The sequence below is a fragment of the Streptomyces sp. NPDC021093 genome, assembly GCF_044333135.1.
Lineage (GTDB): Bacteria > Actinomycetota > Actinomycetes > Streptomycetales > Streptomycetaceae > Streptomyces.
The window spans coordinates 233,140-254,280 of record NZ_JBIRQJ010000010.1 but is presented as its reverse complement, the minus strand read 5'-3'; the positions used below and the strand labels follow the sequence as shown (position 1 = coordinate 254,280).

Sequence of the window (21,141 nt, the reverse complement as noted above, 5' to 3'; positions counted from 1 at the left end):
TAGGGACACGAGGGTGGACACCCACGTGCACCGTCCCCCGGAAGGAAGGAACACCCGTGGACACCCCTGACACCCCCGACACCCCCGACGCTCAGGCAGCGGACTCCGTCATGGCCGACCGCGAACTGCTCATGCGCTTCGCCTTCGGAAGCATGGCCACGTACACCCTCCGCGCAGCCGTCCGGCTCAAGGTGATCGACCTGATCGGCGACCGGCGGCGCCCGTACTCCGAGGTCGCCGCCGACGCCGGTACGGACCCCCGGACCACCAACCGGCTGCTGCGCGCCCTGACCAGCCTCGGCCTGCTGACGGAACACACCCCCGGCACCTTCTCGGTGACCTCCACCGGCGCGCTCCTGGACTCCCGCCACCCCCACTCGCTCGCGCACTTCATGCAGGCCTTCACCGAGCCGTCGATGATGCGCGGCTGGGAGAAACTGGACGACAGCGTCCGTACGGGCGAGACGGCGTTCGACGCCCTGTTCGGCACCGACTTCTTCAGCTACCTCTCCCGGCACCCCGAGCAGTCGCGTGACTTCAACGCCGCGATGAGCCAGGCCACCGCGGCCACGGCAGCCGCACTGCCGCACGCGTACGACTTCGGGCGGTACACCTCGATCACGGACGTCGGCGGTGGCAACGGCACCCTCCTGGCCCGCATCCTCGACGCCCACCCCGGCCTCACCGGCACCGTGTACGACTCGGCGGACGGCTTGGCCGAGGCACCCCGGACGCTGGAGCAGCACAAGCTCACGGATCGGTGTTCGCTGATCACCGGGGACTTCTTCCGCTCCGTGCCCGAGGGCTCGCAGCTGTACCTGATGAAGAGCATCCTGCACGACTGGCCGGACGACCGGGCGGTCACGATCCTGACCCGCTGCCGCGAGGTGCTGCCGCCCGGCGGCCGAGTCCTGATCGTCGAGCCGGTGCTCCCCGAGGTCGCCGACACCGCCGCTGGAGGCCCCTATCTGAGCGACCTCAACATGCTGGTGAACGTGGGAGGTCTGGAGCGCACCCGGCAGGACTTCGAGGAGCTGTGCCTGCGGGCGGGGCTGACGGTCGCGTCCGTCACCGCGCTGCCAAAGGCCCCTCCGTTCTCGGTCATCGAGGCGACCGCGGCCCGATGACGGAACCGGGGTGGGCCGGGAAGCGGGACGTACGGCCCACCCCGGGAACAGCCCCGCCCGCGCACCCGTCCGGGGGTCACCGCCGACGCGCGATGCTCCCCCTGGCGCTCAGTGCACGGATCGGCCCGATCAGCGTCCGGTAGAACGGCCGCACCGCACGGCCGGACAGATGGCGGTGCCGTTCCTCCTTCCACACCCGCGCCCTGTCGTGCCCCGCGATGGGCGACCACCGGTCGGGGTTGGGGGGCTTGGATGTGTGGAACTCGACGCGGCACAGGTGCTTCGCGCTGACGAAGCCGTACTGACCGGGGCTGACCAGCCTCAGCGGAGCGCCGTGGTCGCTGGTGAGCGGCTGCCCGTCGAGCCGGTCGGCGACGAGCACGTCATCGGCCAGGGCGTCCTCGAACACCACCGTCGACCGGTAGCCGTCGAGCCCGACGAAGGAGAGATGGCTGACCACCGTTCCCGGTGCCAGCCGGGGCTCGACCCACGTGCGGTAGAGGTCCTCGAAGGAGACCCCCTCCCACAGCAGACCGGTCGCCGACCACCCCGCGACACAGTGGAAGTCGGCCAGCTGCTCCCGCCGCGGCAGCTTCGCGAGGTCCACCAGGGACAGGGTGACCGTCTCGGTCAGAGCCCCGGCGAGCTCGATCACCGGGTCGGCGGGGACGGGTGGGGGCGGGCGGTGGAGATGGCTGCCGAACCGCGGGAATCCTTCGACTCCACGCTGGCCTGGGGGAAGCGTCATGTCGGTCCTCCGGTGTACGTGATGTTCCGGTGTACGGTCCCGAGCCCTGGCCCCGCCATCGTAGGACGCGGCGCCCGTGCTGGCCATGCATCCGACTCCCCGTCACCCAGGGCTGTTTCGGTCCGCGCGTCAGCGCGCCGCGCTCCCCAGCACCCGGCCCACCACGACCCGCACCGTCACCCGTACGTCCTCGACGGGCAGCTGCAAGTACTCCTCGCCCGCGCCCGCCCCCTCGTACTTCTCGGCCAGTTCGACGGCGACCCGGCGGCCCTCGTCCTCGGTGACCGTCGCCAGGCCCCGGACCTCGATGTAGCTGTCGGAGTCCGCCTGGTCGTAGACGCTCAGGCTGACGCGCGGGTCGCGGATCATGTTGGTCACCTTGCGGCGGCCGGCCTGTGAGGAGATGAGCAGGTCGTCGCCGTCGCGGCCCACCCAGACGACCGAAGTCTGCGGGCTGCCGTCGGGGTTGAGCGTGGCGAGGACGGCGGGGTTGCGGCCGTCGAGGAGCTTGCGGGCGGTGTCGCTCAATGAAGTGGGCATGACCGGGATCCTAGGTCCGGACCCGCACGCTCCGCCCGCTCGAAGGGGCGGTCTGCGCACGAATCCCGGTGCCGGGGCCCGTGCTGCCGCTACGCTCCCGCCGTGAACCTCACCATGCCGCGCGGTCGCGCAACCGTCCCGCTGCTCCCCCTGCTCCTCGCCGCCGTCCTGGCGACCGGCGGCTGCACCTCGCGGGACGAGTCGGCGGGGCCCGGTGCGCCGGGGCCCGTGCGGCACTCCGCGCCGGCGTACTACGCGGACACCACGACCATCGGCCCCGTACCCCTGAAAGCCGCTCAGCGTGCCGAACGGTTCCGGAAGAGCGGCGGCGAGAAGGCCGTGCAGGGGGTGGACAGCGAGGCGGTCGCGGAGAAGGTGCCCCGGGTGACCGTGTGGTCGACGGGCACGACGAGCGACGCGGCCCGCTTCGACAAGCTCCGGACCGCGCTGATGGGTTACCTGAGGAAGCACGAGGGATTCGAGGCCCCCCAGGGGTACTTCCTCGATGTGTACGGGTCGGACGGCAAGCTCCTGCACCGCTTCGACGCCCGTCCGTAAGCGACTCTCCGGGCGTCCGAGGTAGCGAAAGGGTAAAGAGTGCGTCCACCGCGCATCCATTCACCCTTCACAGGTGTCACATGAGCAGGCGGCCCCCTCATGTGGCCCCTCTTTCAGGGTATTTGGAGCATCTACGTTGAAAACTGGATTTAAGGCGACCTGTCGCGCGGCGGCGACTCTCGTCGCGGCCGGATCCGTGCTCACCGCCGGGGCGGTCGTCGCGCCCGCCGCGCAGGCCGCGCCCGCCGCCAAGCCGAAGGTGCCGTCGATCGTCGCCAAGGGCGGCTTCCTGCTGGACGGTGCGTCGGGGCGTACGTACTACGGCAAGGCCGGTGACACCCGGCTCTCCACCGGCTCGACGACCAAGATCATGACGGCTCTGGTGGTGCTCCGCACCAAGGGGCTCAACCTGGACACCAAGGTCACGATCGACAAGGCGTACAGCGACTACATCGTGCGCAAGGGCGCGTCATCGGCGCGGCTGATCGTCGGTGACAAGGTGCCGGTGCGGGCGCTGCTGTACGGGCTGATGCTGCCGTCCGGCTGCGACGCCGCGTACGCGCTGGCCGACAAGTTCGGCACGGGCAGGACCCGGGACGCGCGCGTGAAGTCCTTCATCGGGAAGATGAACGCGACCGCGAAGAGCCTCGGAATGAAGAACAGCCGATTCGACTCGTTCGACGGGATCGGGAACGGCGCCAACTACTCGACGCCGCGCGACCTTTCGAAGCTGGCCGCGCAGGCGCTCAAGAACAACCACTTCCGCGCGGTCGTGAAGACGAAGTCGATCACTCAGCGGGTCACCACCAAGAAGGGTGGCTACCGCAACATGTCATGGACCAACACCAACAAGCTGCTCGGCAGCTACTCGGGTGCCATCGGCGTGAAGACCGGCTCGGGCCCGCAGGCCAAGTACTGCCTGGTGTTCGCCGCCACGCGCGGCAAGCGCACGGTGGTCGGCGCCGTGCTGGCCTCGTCGAACGAGGTCAACAGGACCGCCGACGCGAAGAAGATCATGGACTACGGCTTCAAGCTCTGATCCAGGGCGAAGTCCGCCGTCCCTCCGAACAATGTCTCGCTTACAGGTGTAAGCGAGACATTGTTCGGAGGGCACTACGCCAAGGCCGCCCGTACACCCGCGACGAGGGCGAGTGCGCGCGGGTCGGCGGTGACGCCCTTGCGCAGGCCGTTGGTCACGTAGCCGAGCGCGATGCCGGACTCCGGATCGGCGAAACCGAGCGACCCGCCGCGTCCCGGGTGCCCGAACGACCCCGGCCCGAGCAGCGGCGAAGCCGACCCGTGCAGCATGAAGCCAAGACCGAAGCGGGTGTTGACGACCAGGACGCGGTCGGGCCCCGATGACTCCTCGGTACGGGCCAGGGTGAGCGTGGCGGGCGCGAACAGCCGCACTCCGTTGTCGACCTGACCGATCATCGCGGCGTAGCAGCGGGCCAGGGCGCGGGCGGTGGAGATGGCGCCGGATGCGGGCAGTTCGGCGGCCCGGTAGGCGGGGTCGTTCTCGTCGGGCAGCGGATCGATGGCCCCGAAGGCACGGCGGGTGAGCGACGCCGGATCCGCGTACGCCTCGCTCACGGCCCGCTTGGGCCGGAGCTTGAGACCGCCCTCCGACGGGGGCTCGTCGATCGGTGCGATCCGCCCCACCCGGTGCGCCTCCTCCTGCGGCAGCCCGATCCAGAAGTCCAGCCCCAGCGGCCGCGCGATCTCCTCGGCGACCCACCGCCCGATGGTCCGCCCGGTCACCCGCCGCACCAGCTCGGCGGTGAGGAAGCTGTACGTCTGCGCGTGATATCCGTGCTCGGCCCCCGGCTCCCACACCGGCTCCTGCGCGGCGACGGCCCGCGCCCCCGACTCCCCGTCACACGCCTCGGCGGGCGTCAACGGCCGGTCGAGGACGGGGACTCCGGCCCGGTGCGAGAGCAGATGCCGAACCAGCACCCGCCCCTTTCCCGCCGCCTTGAACTCCGGCCAGTAGGTCCCCACCGGCGCGTCAAGATCGATCTGCCCACGCTGATGCAGGAGCAGGGGCACGGCTGCGGCTATCCCCTTCCCTGCGGACCGCACGACCTGGGCGGTGTCCAGGGCCCACGGCACGGTGCCGTCGACGTCGCGGGTGCCGCCCCAGAGGTCGACGACCTTGTGCCCGTGCCGGTAGACGGCGACGGCGGCACCGCGCTCGCCGCGCTGCTGGAAGTTACGTACGAAGGCGTCCCTGACCGGCTCGAACCCGGCTGCCACCGTGCCTTGGACGTCCACGTGCGCACCACTTCCACTCGATCGGCGTTGTACGGACTCCATGGTGCAGGGACCCCGTGAACGGGGCGGGAGCGGGGCGCCCCTTCAGGGGCGCGGGGAACTGCGCGACCAGCCACGACGCACCCGCACGACGACGACCGGCCCCGCGGCCAGCGGTTTAGGTGGAGGGGCGGGGAGGGGCCCAATCCGCGAAGCGGCCCACCGACCCGCACGGGACGCGGCCGCGAGGCCATGCGGTCGCGGGGAAGGGGCGCTCCGCGTGGGGGCCGCCCCCTTGCCCACCCGTCCCGCCCCCGGGGGGCGGCCCCGCTGCCCAAGGGGGCTGGGGGCGCGGGATGTGCCCCTCACCCCACCCGGACCGACCCCGGGTCGAAGCCGAAGGGGAGTTCCAGGCGATGCTCCCGCATCAGCTCCTCGTCCAGCAGGACGTCCTGCGTCCGTCCGTCCGCAACGACACACCCCTCACTCAGCACCACCGCCCTCCCGCACAGCTCCAACGCATAGGGAAGGTCATGCGTGACCATCAGCACCGTCACGTCCAACCCCCGCAGAATGTCCGCGAGTTCACGCCGCGACGCCGGGTCGAGGTTGGACGACGGTTCGTCCAGGACCAGGATCTCCGGCCGCATCGCCAGCACCGTCGCCACCGCCACCCTCCTCCGCTGCCCGAAGGACAGGTGGTGCGGAGCCCGGTCCGCGAACTCCGCCATCCCGACCTGCTCCAACGCCCCCCGTACGCACTCCTCCAGCTCCGCCCCCCGCATCCCGCCCGTCGCAGGGCCGAAGGCGACGTCCTCCCGGACCGTCGGCATGAAGAGCTGATCGTCCGGGTCCTGGAACACGATCCCGACCCGCCGCCGGATCTCCGCCAGGTTCCGCTTGGCGACTGGCAGGCCCGCCACCTCGACCGTCCCGGCCCCGGCCGTGAGGATCCCGTTCAGGTGCAGGACGAGGGTCGTCTTCCCGGCCCCGTTCGGCCCGAGAAGAGCGACCCGTTCGCCCCGCCCGATCCGCAGGTCCACCCCGTACAGCGCCTGATGCCCGTCCGGATAGGCATACGCGAGCCCCCGCACCTCAAGCGACGCAGCACCAACACCAACACCAACAGCAGCACTCACAGCAACACCCATCCCGTCAGACACACCACCAGCGCCGCCCCCGGCAGCACCCCCGCCCAAACCCACTGCTCCCGCGACGCACGCACCTCGTCGATCACCGGCATCACTCCCGTGTACCCCCGGCTCATCATCGCCAGGTGCACCCGCTCGCCCCGCTCGTACGACCTGATGAAGAGCGCTCCCGCCGTCTTCGCCAGCACGCCCCAGTGCCGTACGCCCCGCGCCTCGAAGCCGCGTGAGCGCCGGGCGACGGACATCCGGCGCAGCTCCCCGGCGATCACGTCCCCGTACCGGATCATGAACGTCGCGATCTGCACGAGCAGCGGCGGCAGCCTCAACCTGGCCAGTCCGTGCAGGAGTTCACGCAGCTCCGTCGTCGACGCGAGCAGTACGGAAGCGGCGACGCCCAGCGTCCCCTTCGCCAGGACGTTGAACGCGCCCCACAGCCCGGACACGCTCAGCGAGAGCCCGGCGACCTCCACCCGCTCCCCCTGCGCCACGAACGGCATCAGGACGGCGAACGCCACGAACGGCACCTCGACGAGCATCCGGCTCAGCAGGTGCCGCGCCGGTACGCGCGCCGCGTACGCGACACCCGCGAGCAGCACGGCGTACGCGGCGAACGCCCACACCGCCTCCCGGGGCGTCGACACAACGACGACCACGAAGGTGAAGACGGCGGCGAGCTTGCAGTGCGGCGGCAGGGCGTGCACGGGGCTGTGCCCGTGCCGGTAGAGCGCGTGGGCGTGGCCGGCGCCCATGTCAGACCGACGTCCTGTCCGAGGCCGCGGAGGAGTCCGGGGCGCCCGCGTCCGTACGCCGCCTGCGGACCGCCCAGAAGACGCCGCTGCCGACCGCGACGGTCACGCCGACGCCGATGACGCCCGCGAGGCCGCCGGAGAGGCGGGCGTTGCCGACGTCCTTGACGCCGTAGTCGGCGAGCGGGGAGTCGGCGGCGGCGTGCTCGCGCACGTTCTTGTCGATGCCCTGGTCGGCGGCGACCTTCTCCAGGCCGTCCGGGCTGGCGGAGGCGTAGAACGACACCACGCCCGCCAGGACGAGCGCGGTCAGCAGCCCCACGACCCAGAACTTCCGCGAGGACCGCGCGGCGACCGGCACGGCGGCCGTGTCCTTCGAGGACGGGGAGGACAAGGAGGACGGAGAGGACGGAGAGGACGGGGAGGACGGGGCCGCCGCGTCCACCAGCTCGCCCCCCACCCGCAGCTTCAGCGGCGCCGCGAGCCCGCGCGCCCCGTGCACCAGGTCGGGCCGCACCGCGAGCACGGAACTCACCGTGAGCGCGGTGATCGCCGCCTCGCCGATGCCGATCAGTACGTGCACGCCGACCATCGCGGTCAGCACCTTGCCGACGGGCACGTCCGTGGTGCCGCCGATCGCGTAGATCAGGGTGAAGAAGGCGGCGGCGGCCGGGACCGAGACGAGCGCCGCGACGAAGGCGGACACCGTCACCGAGCGGCGCCGCCCGCGCGGCAGGACCTTCAGGAGGCCGCGGAAGATCCCGTACGAGACGAGGACGGTGACGACGCCCATCACCGTGATGTTCACACCGAGCGCGGTCAGGCCGCCGTCGGCGAACAGGATGCCCTGCATGAGCAGGACCACGGAGATGCAGAGCACACCCGTGTAGGGGCCGACGAGTATCGCGGCGAGCGCACCGCCCAGGAGGTGCCCGCTGGTCCCGGCGGCGACCGGGAAGTTCAGCATCTGCACCGCGAAGACGAACGCGGCGACCAGGCCCGCGAGCGGCGCCGCCCGCTCGTCCGCCAGCTCGCGCCGGGCGCCGCGCAGGCTGACGCCGACGGCGGCGACCGCCACGACTCCGGCCGCCACGGACACGGGGGCGTTGATGATTCCGTCGGGTACATGCATGGCGGTACTCCCGAGTTCGAACCGCTACGGAGCGTTCAGAGTGGGCAACCGTTCGATGATAGGGAGTTATTGCAAAGCGGTTGCAAAAGCTCCCTGGGTACAAATACCCACACCGAGCCCGCGGCAAAATATGGGACATTAGATGGCAAATGATGCGAATGTGAGTGTTGCGTACGTACGAGGTGAGGAGGCGGGCCGATGTCCCGCACCGTCGAGAGCCCGCAGAACGCCACTTCCGAAGCGCTGACCGCCATCGAGATGGAGCTGCGCGCGGGCCTGATCACCGACGCACCCGCCCCCGTCTGCCTCCCGGTCACCCTGCGCCACGACCCCGCCCGCGACGCACGGGCGGTGAGCGTCGTGCTCCCCTCGCCAGGACCGAGCCCGGACCGGCAGGTGTGGACGTTCCCGCGCGCCCTGCTGGAAGCGGGGCTGCGCGCACCCGCCGAACAGCACGACGTACGCATCTGGCCGTGCGGGCGGGTGCAGGCGGTGCTGGAGCTGCAGGCACCACAGGGCGTGGTGCTGCTCCAGCTCGACTGCGCACCACTGGTCCGCTTCCTGCGGCGCACGTACGCATAAGAAGTTCCACCGCATAAAGATCCGCTGTACGAGTTGCCGGGCCCCCCTGGCGCGGAAAGCATGAGGGCATGCGAGTGCCCACGAACGACGACGCCCGCCCCGGTTCCGCCGCCCCCGCCCCCTCGTCCCCCGGCTACCTCCGCTTCCCGCACCTGCACGGCGACACCCTCGCCTTCGTCGCGGAGGACGACCTGTGGGTGGCGCCGATCGCCCCGGCCGGGGCGGCCCCGGGGCGGGCCTGGCGGCTCACGGTGGACCGGACCCGGGTCGGGCACCCGCGCTTCTCGCCGGACGGCACGCAGATCGCGTACACGACGTGGCGCAGCCTCGACCCGGAGGTGCACCTCGCCCCGGTGGACGGCGGGCCCTCCCGGCGGCTGTCGCACTGGGGGGCGGTCGACGCCCGCGTCTGCGGCTGGACGCCCGACGGACAGGTCCTCGCCGTCTCCTCCCACAACCAGCCCTTCTCGTACTTCTCGTGGGCGTACTCGCTGCCCACCGACGGCAGTCCCGGCGGCCGGCTGCCGTGGGGGCCGGTCTCCGACATCACGGTCTCGGACTCGCTCCCCGGCTGCGAGGGCGAGCGCCGCACGCTCCTGCTCACCGGAAGGCCGCCGCACGAACCGGCCGCCTGGAAGCGCTACCGGGGCGGCGCGACGGGCCGCCTGTGGCTGCACGGCGAACGGCTGCTGCCCGACCTGAACGGGCACCTGGACTGCCCGATGTTCGTGGCCGACGACCGGATCGCCTTCCTCTCCGACCACGAGGGCATCGGCAACCTCTACTCCTGCGCCGTCGACGGCTCCGACCTGCGCAGGCACACCGACCACGACGCCTTCTACGCCCGGCACGCCTCGTCGGACGGCACCAGGGTCGTCTACCAGTGCGCGGGCGACCTGTGGCTGGTCGACGACTTCTCGCCGACCGGGGTGCCGCGCAAGCTGGATGTACGCCTCGGCGGCCCGCGCACCGGCCGGCGCGGCTACCAGGTCCCGGCCGCCAGCAACGTCGGCGCTCTCGCGGTCGACACGACGGGCCGGGCGAGCGCGGTCTCGGTGCGCGGCAGCCTCTACTGGCTGACCCACCGCGACGGCCCGGCCCGTACGATCGCCGACACTCCGGGGGTACGGGTACGACTGCCCGAGATGCTGGGCTCCAGCGGGCAGGTCGCGTTCGTGACGGACGCCGAGGGCGAGGACGCCGTCGAGATCGCCTACCTGCCCAGGGCGGCCGGCGCACAGGCACCGCGCAGACTCGCCTCCGGCCAACTGGGCCGGGTGCACGAGCTGTTGTCGGATCCGGACGGCGGCCGGGTCGCCGTCGCCTCCCACGACGGACGCCTCCTGCTCCTCACCGTGACGGAGGGCGAGGAAAACCTGACCGAACTGATCCGCTCCATCAACGGACCGGTCCGCGACCTCGCCTTCTCCCCCGACGGGGCCTGGCTGACCTGGTCCCACCCCGGCATCGGCCGCTCCCTGCGCCAGATCAAGATGGCCCGCATCAACGACCCCGCCAACCCCCTCATCATCGACGTCACCAACGGCCGCTTCGAGGACGAGAACCCGGTCTTCACGAGCGACGGCCGCTATCTCGCCTTCCTCTCCTGGCGCGGCTTCGACCCGGTGTACGACGTGCACACCGGAGACCTCTCCTTCCCCCTCGGCTGTCGCCCCTACCTCGTGCCGCTGTCCTCCGCGACCCCCTCCCCCTTCGCGCTCTCCCCGGACGGGCGTCCGGCGGCGGGCGGACTGGACCCGGACGAGGCGGCGGAGGGCGACGGCACCGTGACGGTCGAGGTCGAAGGCCTCTCCAACCGGGTCACCCCGTTCCCCGTCTCGGCCTCCAAGTACTCCTCCCTCTCCGCGGTCAGCGGTGGCGGCCTCGTCTGGCTGCGCTGGCCGATCTCCGGCGCGCTCGGCGAGACCTTCGCCAACCCCGCCGACACCTCGGGCCGCCCCACCCTCGAACACTTCGACCTGGCGAAGGCCCGCAAGACCGAACTCGCCGACGACCTGGAGTGGTTCGCGATCAGCGGCGACGGTACGCGCCTGGTCGTCATGGAGGACGGCGAACTGCGCGCCGTACCGTCGACGGAACGCGGCGACAACGACTCGACCGTCCAGCTGGACCTGCGCCGCATCCTGCACGACGTGGACCCGGGCGCGGAATGGCGGCAGGCGTACGCGGAGGCGGGCCGCATCATCAAGGCGTACTTCTGGGAACCGCGGATGGGCGGCATCGACTGGCCGGCCGTACTCGACCAGTACCGGCCCCTGGTCGAACGGGTCGCGTCCCCCGACGAGTTCGCCGACCTGCTCCGCGAGGTCCTGGGCGAACTGGGCACGTCGCACGCCTACGTGGCAGCCGCCCGGCGCAACGAAGGCCCCCCGCACTACCAGCGCGCCATGGGCCTCCTGGGCGCCAACTTCTATGTCAAGGACGGCAATTGGACCGTCTCCCGCATCCTCCCCGGCGACTCGTCCGACTCGAAGGCCCGCTCACCCCTGGCAGGCACGGGAATCCGGGTCGGAGCCGTCCTGACCCATGTGGACGGCCGCCCGGTGGACCCGGTGGCGGGCCCCTTCCCCCTCCTCTCGGCCGCCGGAGGAACCACCGTCGAGCTGACCTTCCTCCCCGAGGTCCCTGAGGGCACGGAGGCACGTCCGCGCCGGGTGGCCGTCGTCCCCCTGGTCGACGAACGCCCGCTCCGCTACCAGGACTGGGTGGCCAAGCGCCGCGAGGTCGTCCGCGACCTCAGCGGCGGCAAGTGCGGCTACCTCCACATCCCCGACATGGGCGGCTCGGGCTGGGCCCAGTTCAACCGCGACCTGCGACTGGAAGTATCCCGCCCCGCCCTCATCGTCGACGTACGGGGCAACGCGGGCGGCAACATCAGCGAACTCGTCATCGAGAAACTGACCCGCCGCATCCTGGGCTGGGACCTGACGCGAGACGCCCAACCCGTCTCGTACGCCTCGAACGCCCCGCGCGGACCGGTGGTCGCCCTCGCCGACGAGGCGACGTCCTCGGACGGCGACATGATCACCGCCGCCTTCCGGCTCCTCTCGCTCGGCCCGGTGGTCGGCCAGCGGACCTGGGGCGGCGTCGTCGGCATGACGGGCCGCCACCCGCTGGGCGACGGCACGGTCATCACGGTGCCGATGAACGCGGCGTGGTTCGACGAGTACGGCTGGGCGGTAGAGAACCACGGCGTCACCCCCGACATCGAGGCACTCCGCACGCCGCTGGACTGGGCGGAGGGACGGTACGCAGTCCTGGACGACGCGGTCCAGGTCGCCCTCGACCTCCTGTCGGAAACCCCGGCGGCGGCCCCACCGGACTACTCGGCGGTCCCGGACAAGCGAAGACCACAGCTTCCACCGAGGTAGCAGGGCCCCGTCAGGGGCGCGGGGAACTGCGCGACCAGCCACGACGCACCCGCACGCAGACGACCGGCCCCGCGGCGAGCGGTTTAGGGAAGGGGCGGGGAGGGGCCGAATCCGCGAAGCGGCCCACCGACCCGCACGGTCTGCGGTAGCGAGCGGGGCGGTCGCGGAGGGGGCGTGCCGCAGTGGGGGGCCGCCCCCTTGCCCACCCGTCCCGCCCCAGGGGGCGGCCCCTGTGCCCAAGAGGGCTAGGGGACTAAGGACGACCCCGCCGCGCCGACTCGTCCGCCGCACCCCCGGCCCCGACCAACCCCCTGCTCACACCCCTGAGCCTCGGCTCGAACCGCCGCATCTCGCGCTGTCCCACCGTCCCGATGACCCCCGGCAGATACCCCCGCACCGACTGCATCCCCCGCAGCCACCACTGCGCGTACACGTGGGGGGAGCGCCGCTCGATCCCGGCGACGATCCGGTCGACCGCCGGACCCAGCGGATACGTCCGGTTCGAAGGCCACGGCAGCCGCTGCCGCAGTTCCCGCATCACGTCGTCCTGGTCCGCGCCCCGCACCATGTCGGTGTCGGTCCACGACAGATAGCCGACCCCGACCCGCACGCCCTTGTAGCCGACCTCGGCCCGCAGGCAGTGCGCGAAGGCCTCGACGCCCGACTTCGACGCGCAGTACGCGCTCATCATCGGCGCCGGCGTGATCGCCGCCAGCGATGCGATCTGCAGGAAGTACCCCCGGCTCTCCATCAGCACCGGCAGGAAGGCACGCGCGGTCACCGCACCGCCCACCAGATTGACCTCGATGACCCGCCGCCACGCCTCCGGGTCGGAGTCCACGAACGGTCCGCCGGACGCCACCCCCGCGTTCGCGACGACGATGTCCACCTTCCCGAACCGCTCCTTGACCTCCTGCGCGACCCGCGCCATCGCCTCGTGGTCGGTGACGTCCGCGTACCACCAGTCGCTCTCGGTGTGGAGCCGTCCCGTGACGTCCTTCAGCAGCTCGGGTTCGAGCCCGATGAGCGCGACGTTCGCACCGCGCGCGGACAGTTTCCGCGCCAGCAGCTCGCCGACGCCCCGCGCCGCTCCCGTGACGACCGCGACCTGACCCTCAAGGCTGTAGCTCATGCGACTTCCTCCCCAGTTTCCGCTCCAGCGGCGACGTACCCCAGCACCAGCTCACGGATCCTCCCGGTGACGAACTCCGGCGCCTCCACCGGCGACATGTGCCCGACCCCGGTGAGCAGCGTCAGCCCCAGCGAGTGGGGCAGCGCGGCTTCGATCCCCCGGGCGTGCACGGGCGGCGTGAGCCGGTCGTCGGCGCCCGCGACCACCGTGACCGGGACGCCCAACGCCCGTACGCCTGCGGTGACTTCGAGCTCGTCCAGCACGTGCGACCAGCCGACCCGCGCTCGCCTCGGGCACGCGTGCACGATGCGCGCGCACTCCGCGACCCGGTCCGGGGCAGCCCCGCGCCCCATCGTCGCGTACTTCAGTACGGCCTTCGAGACCGGCGTGACGGGACCCAGCGGCGCCTTCGCCCCCAGTACGGACCTGGTCAGCCGGGTCCGCAGGGCACCCGCCCTGATCGGCACCACCAGTGCCTCGGCGACCAGCCGCGCGGCCCCCGTGCTGCACAGCAGCACCGCCGCCGCGTGTTCCGCGAAACCGGCCCGCCCGGCCGCCGCCATGATCGTCATGCCGCCCATGGAGTGCCCGGCCAGCACGGCCTTCTCGCCGGGGGCGAGCGTCGCGGCGAGCACCGCTTCCAGGTCGTCGGCGAGTCCGTCCGCCGAGTACGCGCCGGAGTCGGGCGAGCGCCCGTGCCCCCGCTGGTCGTACGCGATGACCCTGAACTCCCGTGCCAGCTCCCGTATTTGGGCTGCCCAGAACTCGATCGAGCAGGTCCACCCGTGTGCCAGCACCACCGGCGGCGCGCCCTCGTCCCCGTACACCTCGACATGCAGCCGTGCCCCGTCGGCGGAGGTGACGGTCAACTCCCGTACGTCAAGCCCGAGTCCACCCACTGCGCGGCTCATGCGACGGCCTCCTCGGCCACAAGGGACTCCTCCGACGCCGTCCCGGCCCGCACCACTTCGTACTCCGCCAGATTGACCTCCCGGGTCGCCCGCCGAAACTCCGACGTCGTCCCCGGCCAGACCGTCGTGTTGCGGCCGTTCGCGTCCAGATACCAGCTGTCGCAGCCGCCCGTGTTCCAGACGGTGCGCTTCATGCGGTCCTGGACGCGGCGGTTCCACGCCCCGACGGCGGACGGCCGCACGGACAGGGCCACCCGACCTCCCAACACATCCAACTGCCGTACGTAGTCCGCCATATAGCTGAGCTGCGCCTCGATCATCAGGATCATCGAGGAGTTCCCCAGGCCCGTGTTCGGGCCGATGATCGTCATCCAGTTGGGGAAGCCGGCCGCGCTCGCACCGCGCAGCGCCTCCATGCCGCCCTTCCACGCCTCGGCGAGGGTGATGCCGTCGGCGCCCACCACGCGGTCCGCGATCGGCATGTCCGTGACGTGGAAGCCCGTACCGAAGATGATCGCGTCGACCTCGGTCTCCGTACCGTCGGACGCGACGACCGTCGAGCCGCGCACCTCGCTCAGTCCGGACGCGACGACGTCGACGTTCTCCTGCGCGAGTGCCGGGTAGTACGTGCTCGACAGCAGGATCCGCTTGCAGCCGATGCGGTACGAGGGGGTCAACTTGGCCCGCACGGCAGGGTCCTTGATGGACTTCGCCATGTTGGCCTTGGCGATGTTCTCGATGAACCCGAGCTCGTTCGGCCGCTTGGTGAACGCCTGGACCTGAAGCTCCCTGATCCCCCGCAGCATCCTGCGCCGCACCTTTCCGGTGACGGGCACCTGGCGGTGCAGCCAGCGCTCGGCCCCGCTGATCTCGCGGTCCACGCGCGGCATCACCCACGGCGGAGTCCGCTGGAACAGCGTCAGCCTCTCGACCTCGGGCTGGATCGCGGGCACGATCTGGATGGCGGAGGCGCCGGTCCCGATCATCGCGACGCGCCTGCCCCGGAGGTCGTAGTCGTGGTCCCACTTCGCCGAGTGGAAGACCTTGCCGGGGAAGGTGTCGAGGCCGGGGATGTCCGGCGTCTTCGGGTCGGACAGCGGCCCGGTCGCGGACACGACGACATCGGCGACCAGCGTCTTCCCGTTCGCCGTCTCGATCTTCCACCAGAGCTTGTCGGCGTCCCAGGCCATCATCGTCACCTCGTGGTCGAGGCGGATGTGCGGGCGCAGCCCGAAGGTGTCGGTGACGTGCTCCAGGTACGCCCGGATGTGCTCCTGGCCCGAGAAGGTGCGCGGCCACTCCGGGTTGGGCGCGAAGGAGAAGGAGTAGAGGTGCGACGGCACGTCGCACGCGCACCCCGGGTAACTGTTGTCGCGCCAGGTCCCGCCGACCGAGCCGGCCCGCTCCAGGACGACGAAATCGGTGATCCCCTCGCGGCGCAGCCGGACGGCGGCCCCCAGGCCACCGAACCCGGACCCGATCACCGCCACTCGTACATGCTCGTGCTCGAACTCGGCCATGCCCGACGCCTCCCGCACTCGACGCTCCACAACTCTGCCAGCAATCACTGGCGTGGTTGGGAGCGTAAGGCAGTAACGTACTGATCGGTAGAGGCAGAGCAGGCAAAGTTACTGACGGTACGGAATAAGGTTCGCCGAGTGGAAGAAGCACCCGAGTCCCCCGAACAGGGCGACGAACAAAGGCAGGACGGCCGACAGGCCTGCGCCCCCCGCGACGGCAGCACGGCCGACATGTCCAGCACACCCAGCACACCTGGCACGCCCACCACCCCCCGCGAGTACCGCATGGAGGAACTCGCCGAGGCGGCCGGCATCCCCGTGCGCACCCTGCGCTTCTACCGCGAGCGCAAGCTGATCCCGCCGCCGCGCCGCGAAGGCCGCATCGCCTGGTACAACGACCACCACTTGGCCCGACTGCGCACCATCGCCGCCCTCCTGGAGCGCGGCCACACCCTCACCGGCATCGCCGACCTCGCCTCCACCTTCGACAGCGGCCGCGATGTGGGCGAACTGCTCGCCCTGGGCACCCCCGGCGAACCCACCGAGGAGACCCCGGTCCGGCTCACCCCGGAACAGCTCGCCGACTACTTCGAGGGAGAGGTCACCCCCGAGAACCTCGCCTCCGCGATGGCACTGGGCTATCTCGCCGTCGACGGCGACGAGGTGGTCCACATCAGCCGCCGCCTGCTCGACGCCTCGGCGGCCCTGGTCCGCGAGGGCGTCCCGCTCACCGAGGTCATGGCCGCGGGCCTCCAGGTCCGCGAGCACGCGGACGTACTCGCACAGATCTTCATCAGCCTGGTCACCACCCACCAGGCCGACCCACAACGCCTGCGCCCGCTCGCCAAGAGCGTCGTCGAGGCGGAACTCTCCATGGCCCTGGACCGTCACTTGCCCAAGAGCTGAGACCGCCAACCACCCTTCGCTCAGGGGCAGTTGGCCGTCACCAAGGCCCGCCCTAGAGCCCGTACACCACCGTCACCGGCGCGTGGTCGCTCCACCGCTCACCGTGGCTGGCCGCCCGCTCCACCCACGCCTTCGTCGCGCGCCCCGCGAGGCCGTCCGTCGTGATCTGGTAGTCGATCCTCCAACCTGAATCGTTGTCGAAGGCCCGCCCCCGGTAGGACCACCACGAGTACGGTCCCTCCACCTCCGGGTGCAGCTTCCGTACGACGTCCACGTAGCCGGCCTCCTCGAAGACCCGGCCGAGCCACTCCCGCTCCTCCGGCAGGAACCCGGACGCCTTCCGGTTCGCCTTCCAGTTCTTCAGGTCGGCCTCCTGGTGCGCGATGTTCCAGTCCCCGCACACCACGACCTCCCGCCCGTCCGCCGCGGCCCGCGCCTTCAGGTCCACCAGGTACAGCATGAACTCGTCCATGAACCGGTACTTCTCGTCCTGCCGCTCGGTCCCGACCTCGCCCGACGGCAGATACAGACTGGCGACGGTGACGCCCGCCACGTCCGCCTCCAGGTACCGCCCGCTGTCGTCGAACTCCTCGCTGCCGAATCCGACCCGCACCCGCGACGGCTGTTCGCGCGTGTAGAGCGCGACCCCGGCCCGGCCCTTCGCCGCGGCCGGTGCGAACGTCACGTGCCATCCCTCGGGCGCCCGGACCTCCTCCGGCAGCTGCTCGGCCTCGGCCCGTACCTCCTGGAGGCACACGACATCGGCGGCGGTCTCCGCCAGCCACGGCACGAAGCCCTTCTTGGCGGCGGCACGCAGGCCATTCACATTCACAGAGGTCACAGTCAGCATCCAGAAACCCTACCGACCCACGGACCCCTCCGACCGCGCCCGCCTCGCGCTCGTACTCTCGTACGCATGGAGATAAGACCGGCCGCCTACGACCACCCCGACGCCGTCAAGCTCAACGACCAGGTGCAGCTCGAATACACCGAGCGCTACGGCGACGGCGACCTGACCCCGCTCGATCCCGCGATGTTCGCCCCGCCCCGCGGCCTCTATCTGATCGCATACGACGACGCGGGCTTCCCCGTCGCCACCGGCGGCTGGCGCACCCAGAGCGCGGGCGAGGAGAACTACGCGGACGGCGACGCCGAGCTCAAGCGCATGTACGTCGTCCCCCAGGCCCGCGGCAAGGCCCTGGCCCGCCGCATCCTCACCCTCCTGGAGGCCGACGCCCGCGCGGCCGGCCGCACCCGCATGGTCCTGGAGACCGGCACCGAGCAGCCCGAGGCGATCGCCCTCTACCTGTCGAGCGGCTACCTTCCCTCGGAGAAGTTCGGCCTCTACCGCCACACCGACGAGAGCCGCTGCTACACCAAGCCCCTGGTCTGATCCCTGGCCACGGACGGCGCTCAGAGCAGGAGCGCCTCCTTGACCAGCTGGACCGGGTGCCAGGCGTCGCGGCGCGTGCCGTGGAAGATCTGCTGCCTGCAGGAGACCCCGGTGGCGACCACGACCGTACGCTCCGGCGCCGCCTCGATCGCCGGGAACAGCCGGTCCGCGCCGACCTGCATGGACACGTCGTAGTGCTCGGCCTCGAAGCCGAAGGAACCCGCCATCCCGCAGCAGCCCGCGTCGAGTTCGACGACCTCGACCCCCGGGATGCGGCGCAGCAGCTCCATGGTCGCCGCCGTGCCCACCTCCGCCTTCTGGTGGCAGTGGCCGTGGAAGAGGAGGGTGCGGCCGTTGAGCCAGGAGTCCTCGCGCAGCTTCAGGGTGCCGTCGTCGAGGGCCTCGGTGAGGAGCTCCTCGACCTGACGGACCCGGCCGGAGATGAGCTGCTGGGCCGAGTCGCCCGGCAGCATCGCCCGGTGTTCGTCGCGCAGGGTCATCAGGCAGGAGGGTTCGCAGCCGACGACGGGCGAGTGGGCGGGGGTGGTCTCGGCGAGCAGGTGGACGAGCTTGAAGGCCTTCTCGTTGGCGTCGTCGAGCAGCCCCTTGGACAGGCTGGAGCGCCCGCAGCAGCCGCGGCTCTCCAGCCGCACCTCCCAGCCCGCGCGCTCCATCAGCTCGATCGCTGCCCGGCCGATCCCGGGTTCGGTGTAGGTGGTGAAGGAGTCGGCGAGGTACGTCACGACGCCGCGCGGCGCGGCCTTCGCACGGGTTCGCCGGTGGGCCCGACCCCCGTACCAGCGCACGAGGTTGTGGTGGACGAAGCGCGGCAGCGGGCGCCGGGACGTGATGCCGAGGAAGCGTTCCAAGAGGCGGCGCAGCAGCGGGATCCGGCCGGGGAGGTTGGAGAGCGGGGCGGCCGTCGAGCCGAGCCGGTTGAGGGCGCGGATCGAGCCGAAGACCCGTGAGCGCAGCGGGATCCCGTGCAGGTCGTGGTGGTGGGAGAGGGCCTCGGCCTTGAGGGAGGCCATGTCCACGCCGAGCGGGCACTCGCTCTTGCACGCCTTGCACATCAGACACAGGTCCAGGACCTCGTGCAGCCCCTCGTCGCCGAGCGCAGCCTTGGGGTCGGGCTCGGAGAGTGCCTTGACGAGCGCTCCGGCCCGCCCCCGGGTGGAGTCCCGTTCGTCCTTGGTGGCCATGTAGGAGGGGCACATCGTGCCCGCCCCCTCCTTGCGGCAGAGACCGATGTTCATGCAGCGGTCGGCGGCGGCCCGCATCCCGCCCACCACCTCGAAGTCGAGCCGGGTGCGCAGCGCGGGGGCGGGCGGCAGGGCGGCGTCGCGCAGGTGGTCGGTCATGGCCGGCGCGTCGACGATCTTCCCGGGGTTCATCACGTTCTCCGGGTCGAAGATCCCCTTCACCCGGCGCATCGCCTCGTAGAGTCCGTCGCCGAAGAGTTCGCGGTTGAACTCGCTGCGGGCGAGCCCGTCGCCGTGCTCGCTGGAGTTGACGCCTCCGTACTCGGTGACCAGGTCCTTGATCTCCTCGGCGACGGTGCGCATGGTCTGCTGCTGGGCCGGGTCGGTGAGGTCCAGGAACGGCCGGATGTGCAGACAGCCGACCGAGCAATGCCCGTAGAAGCCGGCCTTGAGCCCGTGCCGGTCCAGCACCTCCTTGAACCGGCCTGTGTAGGCGGGCAGATGGGCGGGGTCGACGGCGGTGTCCTCCACGAAGGCCAGCGGCCGCTTCGTCCCCTCACTGGCCGCCATGAGCAGCCCGAGCCCGGCCTTGCGCACCTTCAGCAGGGCCCCCTGCTCGGCGGCGGTGACGGCCCGCAGGGTGTGGTATCCGTGACCGTGCCGCTCCCACGACCGCACCAACCGGTCCAGCTGGCCGAGGAGTTCACCCTCCTCGTCGCCCGTGAAGGAGACGAAGAGCAGCGCGTCGGGATCGCCGTGCAGGATGCCCGACAGGGGCGCGTACTCGATCTTCTGACGGGAGAGGTCGAGGATGGTGCGGTCCATGAGCTCGACGGCGGCGGGCTCGCAGGCGAGCGCGTCCTCGGTGGCCTCGATGGCTGCGGCGACGGAGGCGAAGTGGCCGACGGCGATGACCGTACGGGAGGGCTTGGGGACGAGGGCCACGAGGGCGCGGGTGGTGACGGCGAGGGTGCCTTCGGAGCCGACGACGAAGGAGGCCAGGTCGAAGGGCTGGTCCTCGCGGGCGAGCCGGTCGAGCCGGTAGCCGCCCGCCCGGCGCCAGAAGCGCGGGAATCCCTTGGCGATGGCGTCGCTGTTCTCCCGTACCAGCGCGGGGAGTTGGGCGTACAGACGCCCTTCGAGGGTGTCGAGGGCGGCGCGGCGCAGCCGTTCCTCCTCGTCGACGGGGGCCAGGTGGGCGGTGCTGGCGTCGGCGAGGACGACGTCGAGGGCGCGGACGTGGTCGATGGTCATGCCGTAGCGCAGGGAGCCGCTGCCGGCCGAGTTGTTGCCGATCATGCCGCCGATGGTGGCGCGGTTGCTGGTGGAGGTGTCGGGGCCGAACATCAGCCGGTGCGGGGCGGCTTCCCGGTTCAACTGGTCCTGTACGACGCCGGGTTCGACGAGCGCGGTGCGGGTGGCCGGGTCCAGTTCGAGGATCCGGTTCATGTGGCGGGAGAAGTCCAGTACGAGCCCGGGGCCGATGGTCTGCCCGGCCAGGCTGGTACCGGCACCGCGCGGAACGAGGGGGACGCCGTGCTCGGCCGCGGCTGCGACGGTGGCACGGACGTCGTCGGCGTGCCGGGGGAAGACGACGCCGAGGGGGGTGATGGCATACATGCTGGCGTCGCGGGAGTAGAGGTGACGGGTGTACTCGTCGCAGCGGATCTCACCGTCGAGATCGGCGCGCAGCTTCTGTTCGAGAGAGTGACGGGCATCGGTGGTCGTCATGTGCGGCTCCAGGGTCCGGGGCGGAGGCGACTCGGGGCGAGCGAGAGGGCTGCGGAGCGGGCTTTTAGGGGCGCGGGGAACTGCGCGACCAGCCACGACGGACCCGCAGCCTGTCCA

The 21,141-nt window shown here is 71.3% G+C and carries 18 protein-coding genes; 7 read left to right on the top strand and 11 right to left on the bottom strand.

Annotation, left to right across the window (positions count from 1 at the left end; translation table 11 throughout):
• Positions 1–131: 131 nt before the first annotated feature.
• On the top strand, positions 132–1,127 hold the full coding sequence (locus ACH4SP_RS30570; RefSeq protein WP_398419779.1) for a methyltransferase: 996 nt from the start codon (positions 132–134) through the stop codon (positions 1,125–1,127).
• A 76-nt stretch (positions 1,128–1,203) separates the two neighbouring features.
• On the opposite strand, the gene ACH4SP_RS30565 is transcribed toward ACH4SP_RS30570, so the two are convergent.
• Complete coding sequence (locus ACH4SP_RS30565; RefSeq protein WP_398419528.1) at positions 1,204–1,875, bottom strand: molybdopterin-dependent oxidoreductase; 672 nt, start codon at positions 1,873–1,875, stop codon at positions 1,204–1,206.
• A 129-nt stretch (positions 1,876–2,004) separates the two neighbouring features.
• A complete protein-coding gene (locus ACH4SP_RS30560) occupies positions 2,005–2,415 on the bottom strand; it encodes a PPOX class F420-dependent oxidoreductase (RefSeq protein WP_398419527.1) in 411 nt (136 codons plus the stop codon).
• A gap of 102 nt (positions 2,416–2,517) precedes the next feature.
• Here ACH4SP_RS30560 and ACH4SP_RS30555 point away from each other — a divergent pair, with 102 nt between their 5' ends.
• Entirely contained in the window at positions 2,518–2,973 is a 456-nt protein-coding gene (locus ACH4SP_RS30555; RefSeq protein ID WP_398419525.1) for a hypothetical protein, read from the top strand.
• Positions 2,974–3,169: 196 nt separating this feature from the next.
• Complete coding sequence (locus tag ACH4SP_RS30550) at positions 3,170–4,012, top strand: D-alanyl-D-alanine carboxypeptidase family protein (protein WP_398419777.1); 843 nt, start codon at positions 3,170–3,172, stop codon at positions 4,010–4,012.
• A gap of 74 nt (positions 4,013–4,086) precedes the next feature.
• Here the strand turns inward: ACH4SP_RS30550 and ACH4SP_RS30545 are convergent, their stop codons facing one another.
• The 4 genes from ACH4SP_RS30545 to ACH4SP_RS30530 form a co-directional block, all read right to left on the bottom strand.
• Complete coding sequence (locus ACH4SP_RS30545; RefSeq protein ID WP_398419523.1) at positions 4,087–5,247, bottom strand: serine hydrolase domain-containing protein; 1,161 nt, start codon at positions 5,245–5,247, stop codon at positions 4,087–4,089.
• 344 nt (positions 5,248–5,591) lie between these two features.
• Positions 5,592–6,365 carry an energy-coupling factor ABC transporter ATP-binding protein gene (locus ACH4SP_RS30540; RefSeq protein WP_398419521.1) on the bottom strand — a complete coding sequence of 258 codons (774 nt, stop codon included), beginning with the start codon at positions 6,363–6,365 and terminating at the stop codon, positions 5,592–5,594.
• Complete coding sequence (gene cbiQ, locus ACH4SP_RS30535) at positions 6,362–7,126, bottom strand: cobalt ECF transporter T component CbiQ (protein ID WP_398419519.1); 765 nt, start codon at positions 7,124–7,126, stop codon at positions 6,362–6,364. Before cbiQ ends, ACH4SP_RS30540 begins: the two co-directional genes overlap by 4 nt.
• Position 7,127: 1 nt before the next feature.
• On the bottom strand, positions 7,128–8,255 hold the full coding sequence (locus ACH4SP_RS30530; RefSeq protein WP_398419517.1) for an energy-coupling factor ABC transporter permease: 1,128 nt from the start codon (positions 8,253–8,255) through the stop codon (positions 7,128–7,130).
• A gap of 198 nt (positions 8,256–8,453) precedes the next feature.
• Here ACH4SP_RS30530 and ACH4SP_RS30525 point away from each other — a divergent pair, with 198 nt between their 5' ends.
• Together ACH4SP_RS30525 and ACH4SP_RS30520 are read left to right on the top strand one after the other, a co-directional pair.
• Complete coding sequence (locus ACH4SP_RS30525; protein WP_398419515.1) at positions 8,454–8,837, top strand: SsgA family sporulation/cell division regulator; 384 nt, start codon at positions 8,454–8,456, stop codon at positions 8,835–8,837.
• A 68-nt stretch (positions 8,838–8,905) separates the two neighbouring features.
• On the top strand, positions 8,906–12,229 hold the full coding sequence (locus ACH4SP_RS30520; protein ID WP_398419514.1) for a S41 family peptidase: 3,324 nt from the start codon (positions 8,906–8,908) through the stop codon (positions 12,227–12,229).
• Positions 12,230–12,482: 253 nt separating this feature from the next.
• Here ACH4SP_RS30520 and ACH4SP_RS30515 read toward each other — a convergent pair whose 3' ends face one another.
• The 3 genes from ACH4SP_RS30515 to ACH4SP_RS30505 are packed head-to-tail and all read right to left on the bottom strand — an operon-like array spanning position 12,483 to position 15,792.
• Positions 12,483–13,361: an SDR family oxidoreductase gene (locus tag ACH4SP_RS30515; protein WP_398419512.1), complete on the bottom strand. Its 879-nt coding sequence runs from the start codon at positions 13,359–13,361 to the stop codon at positions 12,483–12,485.
• Positions 13,358–14,272 (bottom strand): alpha/beta fold hydrolase, encoded by a 915-nt coding sequence (locus ACH4SP_RS30510; RefSeq protein ID WP_398419511.1) that lies wholly within the window; start codon positions 14,270–14,272, stop codon positions 13,358–13,360. The genes ACH4SP_RS30515 and ACH4SP_RS30510 overlap by 4 nt, the downstream gene beginning before the upstream one ends.
• Complete coding sequence (locus ACH4SP_RS30505) at positions 14,269–15,792, bottom strand: flavin-containing monooxygenase (RefSeq protein ID WP_398419509.1); 1,524 nt, start codon at positions 15,790–15,792, stop codon at positions 14,269–14,271. The genes ACH4SP_RS30510 and ACH4SP_RS30505 overlap by 4 nt, the downstream gene beginning before the upstream one ends.
• A 285-nt stretch (positions 15,793–16,077) precedes the next feature.
• Here ACH4SP_RS30505 and ACH4SP_RS30500 point away from each other — a divergent pair, with 285 nt between their 5' ends.
• Positions 16,078–16,698 carry a MerR family transcriptional regulator gene (locus ACH4SP_RS30500; protein WP_398419775.1) on the top strand — a complete coding sequence of 207 codons (621 nt, stop codon included), beginning with the start codon at positions 16,078–16,080 and terminating at the stop codon, positions 16,696–16,698.
• Between the two features lie 52 nt (positions 16,699–16,750).
• On the opposite strand, the gene ACH4SP_RS30495 is transcribed toward ACH4SP_RS30500, so the two are convergent.
• Entirely contained in the window at positions 16,751–17,548 is a 798-nt protein-coding gene (locus tag ACH4SP_RS30495) for an exodeoxyribonuclease III (RefSeq protein WP_398419507.1), read from the bottom strand.
• Positions 17,549–17,614: 66 nt separating this feature from the next.
• Here ACH4SP_RS30495 and ACH4SP_RS30490 point away from each other — a divergent pair, with 66 nt between their 5' ends.
• Positions 17,615–18,091: a GNAT family N-acetyltransferase gene (locus ACH4SP_RS30490; protein ID WP_398419505.1), complete on the top strand. Its 477-nt coding sequence runs from the start codon at positions 17,615–17,617 to the stop codon at positions 18,089–18,091.
• Between the two features lie 20 nt (positions 18,092–18,111).
• On the opposite strand, the gene ACH4SP_RS30485 is transcribed toward ACH4SP_RS30490, so the two are convergent.
• Positions 18,112–21,024, bottom strand: coding sequence for an FAD-binding and (Fe-S)-binding domain-containing protein (locus ACH4SP_RS30485; protein ID WP_398419503.1), 2,913 nt, complete (start codon positions 21,022–21,024; stop codon positions 18,112–18,114).
• Positions 21,025–21,141 lie beyond the last annotated feature (117 nt).

What these genes read in the sequence shown, in the direction of transcription:
- ACH4SP_RS30565 (WP_398419528.1), bottom strand. Translation starts at nt 1,875, where the DNA reads ATGACGCTTCCCCCAGGCCAGCGTGGAGTCGAAGGATTCCCGCGGTTC.
- ACH4SP_RS30500 (WP_398419775.1), top strand. Translation starts at nt 16,078, where the DNA reads ATGGAGGAACTCGCCGAGGCGGCCGGCATCCCCGTGCGCACCCTGCGC.
- ACH4SP_RS30485 (WP_398419503.1), bottom strand. Translation starts at nt 21,024, where the DNA reads ATGACGACCACCGATGCCCGTCACTCTCTCGAACAGAAGCTGCGCGCC.
- ACH4SP_RS30530 (WP_398419517.1), bottom strand. Translation starts at nt 8,255, where the DNA reads ATGCATGTACCCGACGGAATCATCAACGCCCCCGTGTCCGTGGCGGCC.
- ACH4SP_RS30570 (WP_398419779.1), top strand. Translation starts at nt 132, where the DNA reads ATGCGCTTCGCCTTCGGAAGCATGGCCACGTACACCCTCCGCGCAGCC.
- ACH4SP_RS30510 (WP_398419511.1), bottom strand. Translation starts at nt 14,272, where the DNA reads ATGAGCCGCGCAGTGGGTGGACTCGGGCTTGACGTACGGGAGTTGACC.
- ACH4SP_RS30515 (WP_398419512.1), bottom strand. Translation starts at nt 13,361, where the DNA reads ATGAGCTACAGCCTTGAGGGTCAGGTCGCGGTCGTCACGGGAGCGGCG.
- ACH4SP_RS30560 (WP_398419527.1), bottom strand. Translation starts at nt 2,415, where the DNA reads ATGCCCACTTCATTGAGCGACACCGCCCGCAAGCTCCTCGACGGCCGC.
- ACH4SP_RS30525 (WP_398419515.1), top strand. Translation starts at nt 8,454, where the DNA reads ATGTCCCGCACCGTCGAGAGCCCGCAGAACGCCACTTCCGAAGCGCTG.
- ACH4SP_RS30495 (WP_398419507.1), bottom strand. Translation starts at nt 17,548, where the DNA reads ATGCTGACTGTGACCTCTGTGAATGTGAATGGCCTGCGTGCCGCCGCC.
- ACH4SP_RS30490 (WP_398419505.1), top strand. Translation starts at nt 17,615, where the DNA reads ATGGAGATAAGACCGGCCGCCTACGACCACCCCGACGCCGTCAAGCTC.
- ACH4SP_RS30520 (WP_398419514.1), top strand. Translation starts at nt 8,906, where the DNA reads ATGCGAGTGCCCACGAACGACGACGCCCGCCCCGGTTCCGCCGCCCCC.
- ACH4SP_RS30505 (WP_398419509.1), bottom strand. Translation starts at nt 15,792, where the DNA reads ATGGCCGAGTTCGAGCACGAGCATGTACGAGTGGCGGTGATCGGGTCC.
- cbiQ (WP_398419519.1), bottom strand. Translation starts at nt 7,126, where the DNA reads ATGGGCGCCGGCCACGCCCACGCGCTCTACCGGCACGGGCACAGCCCC.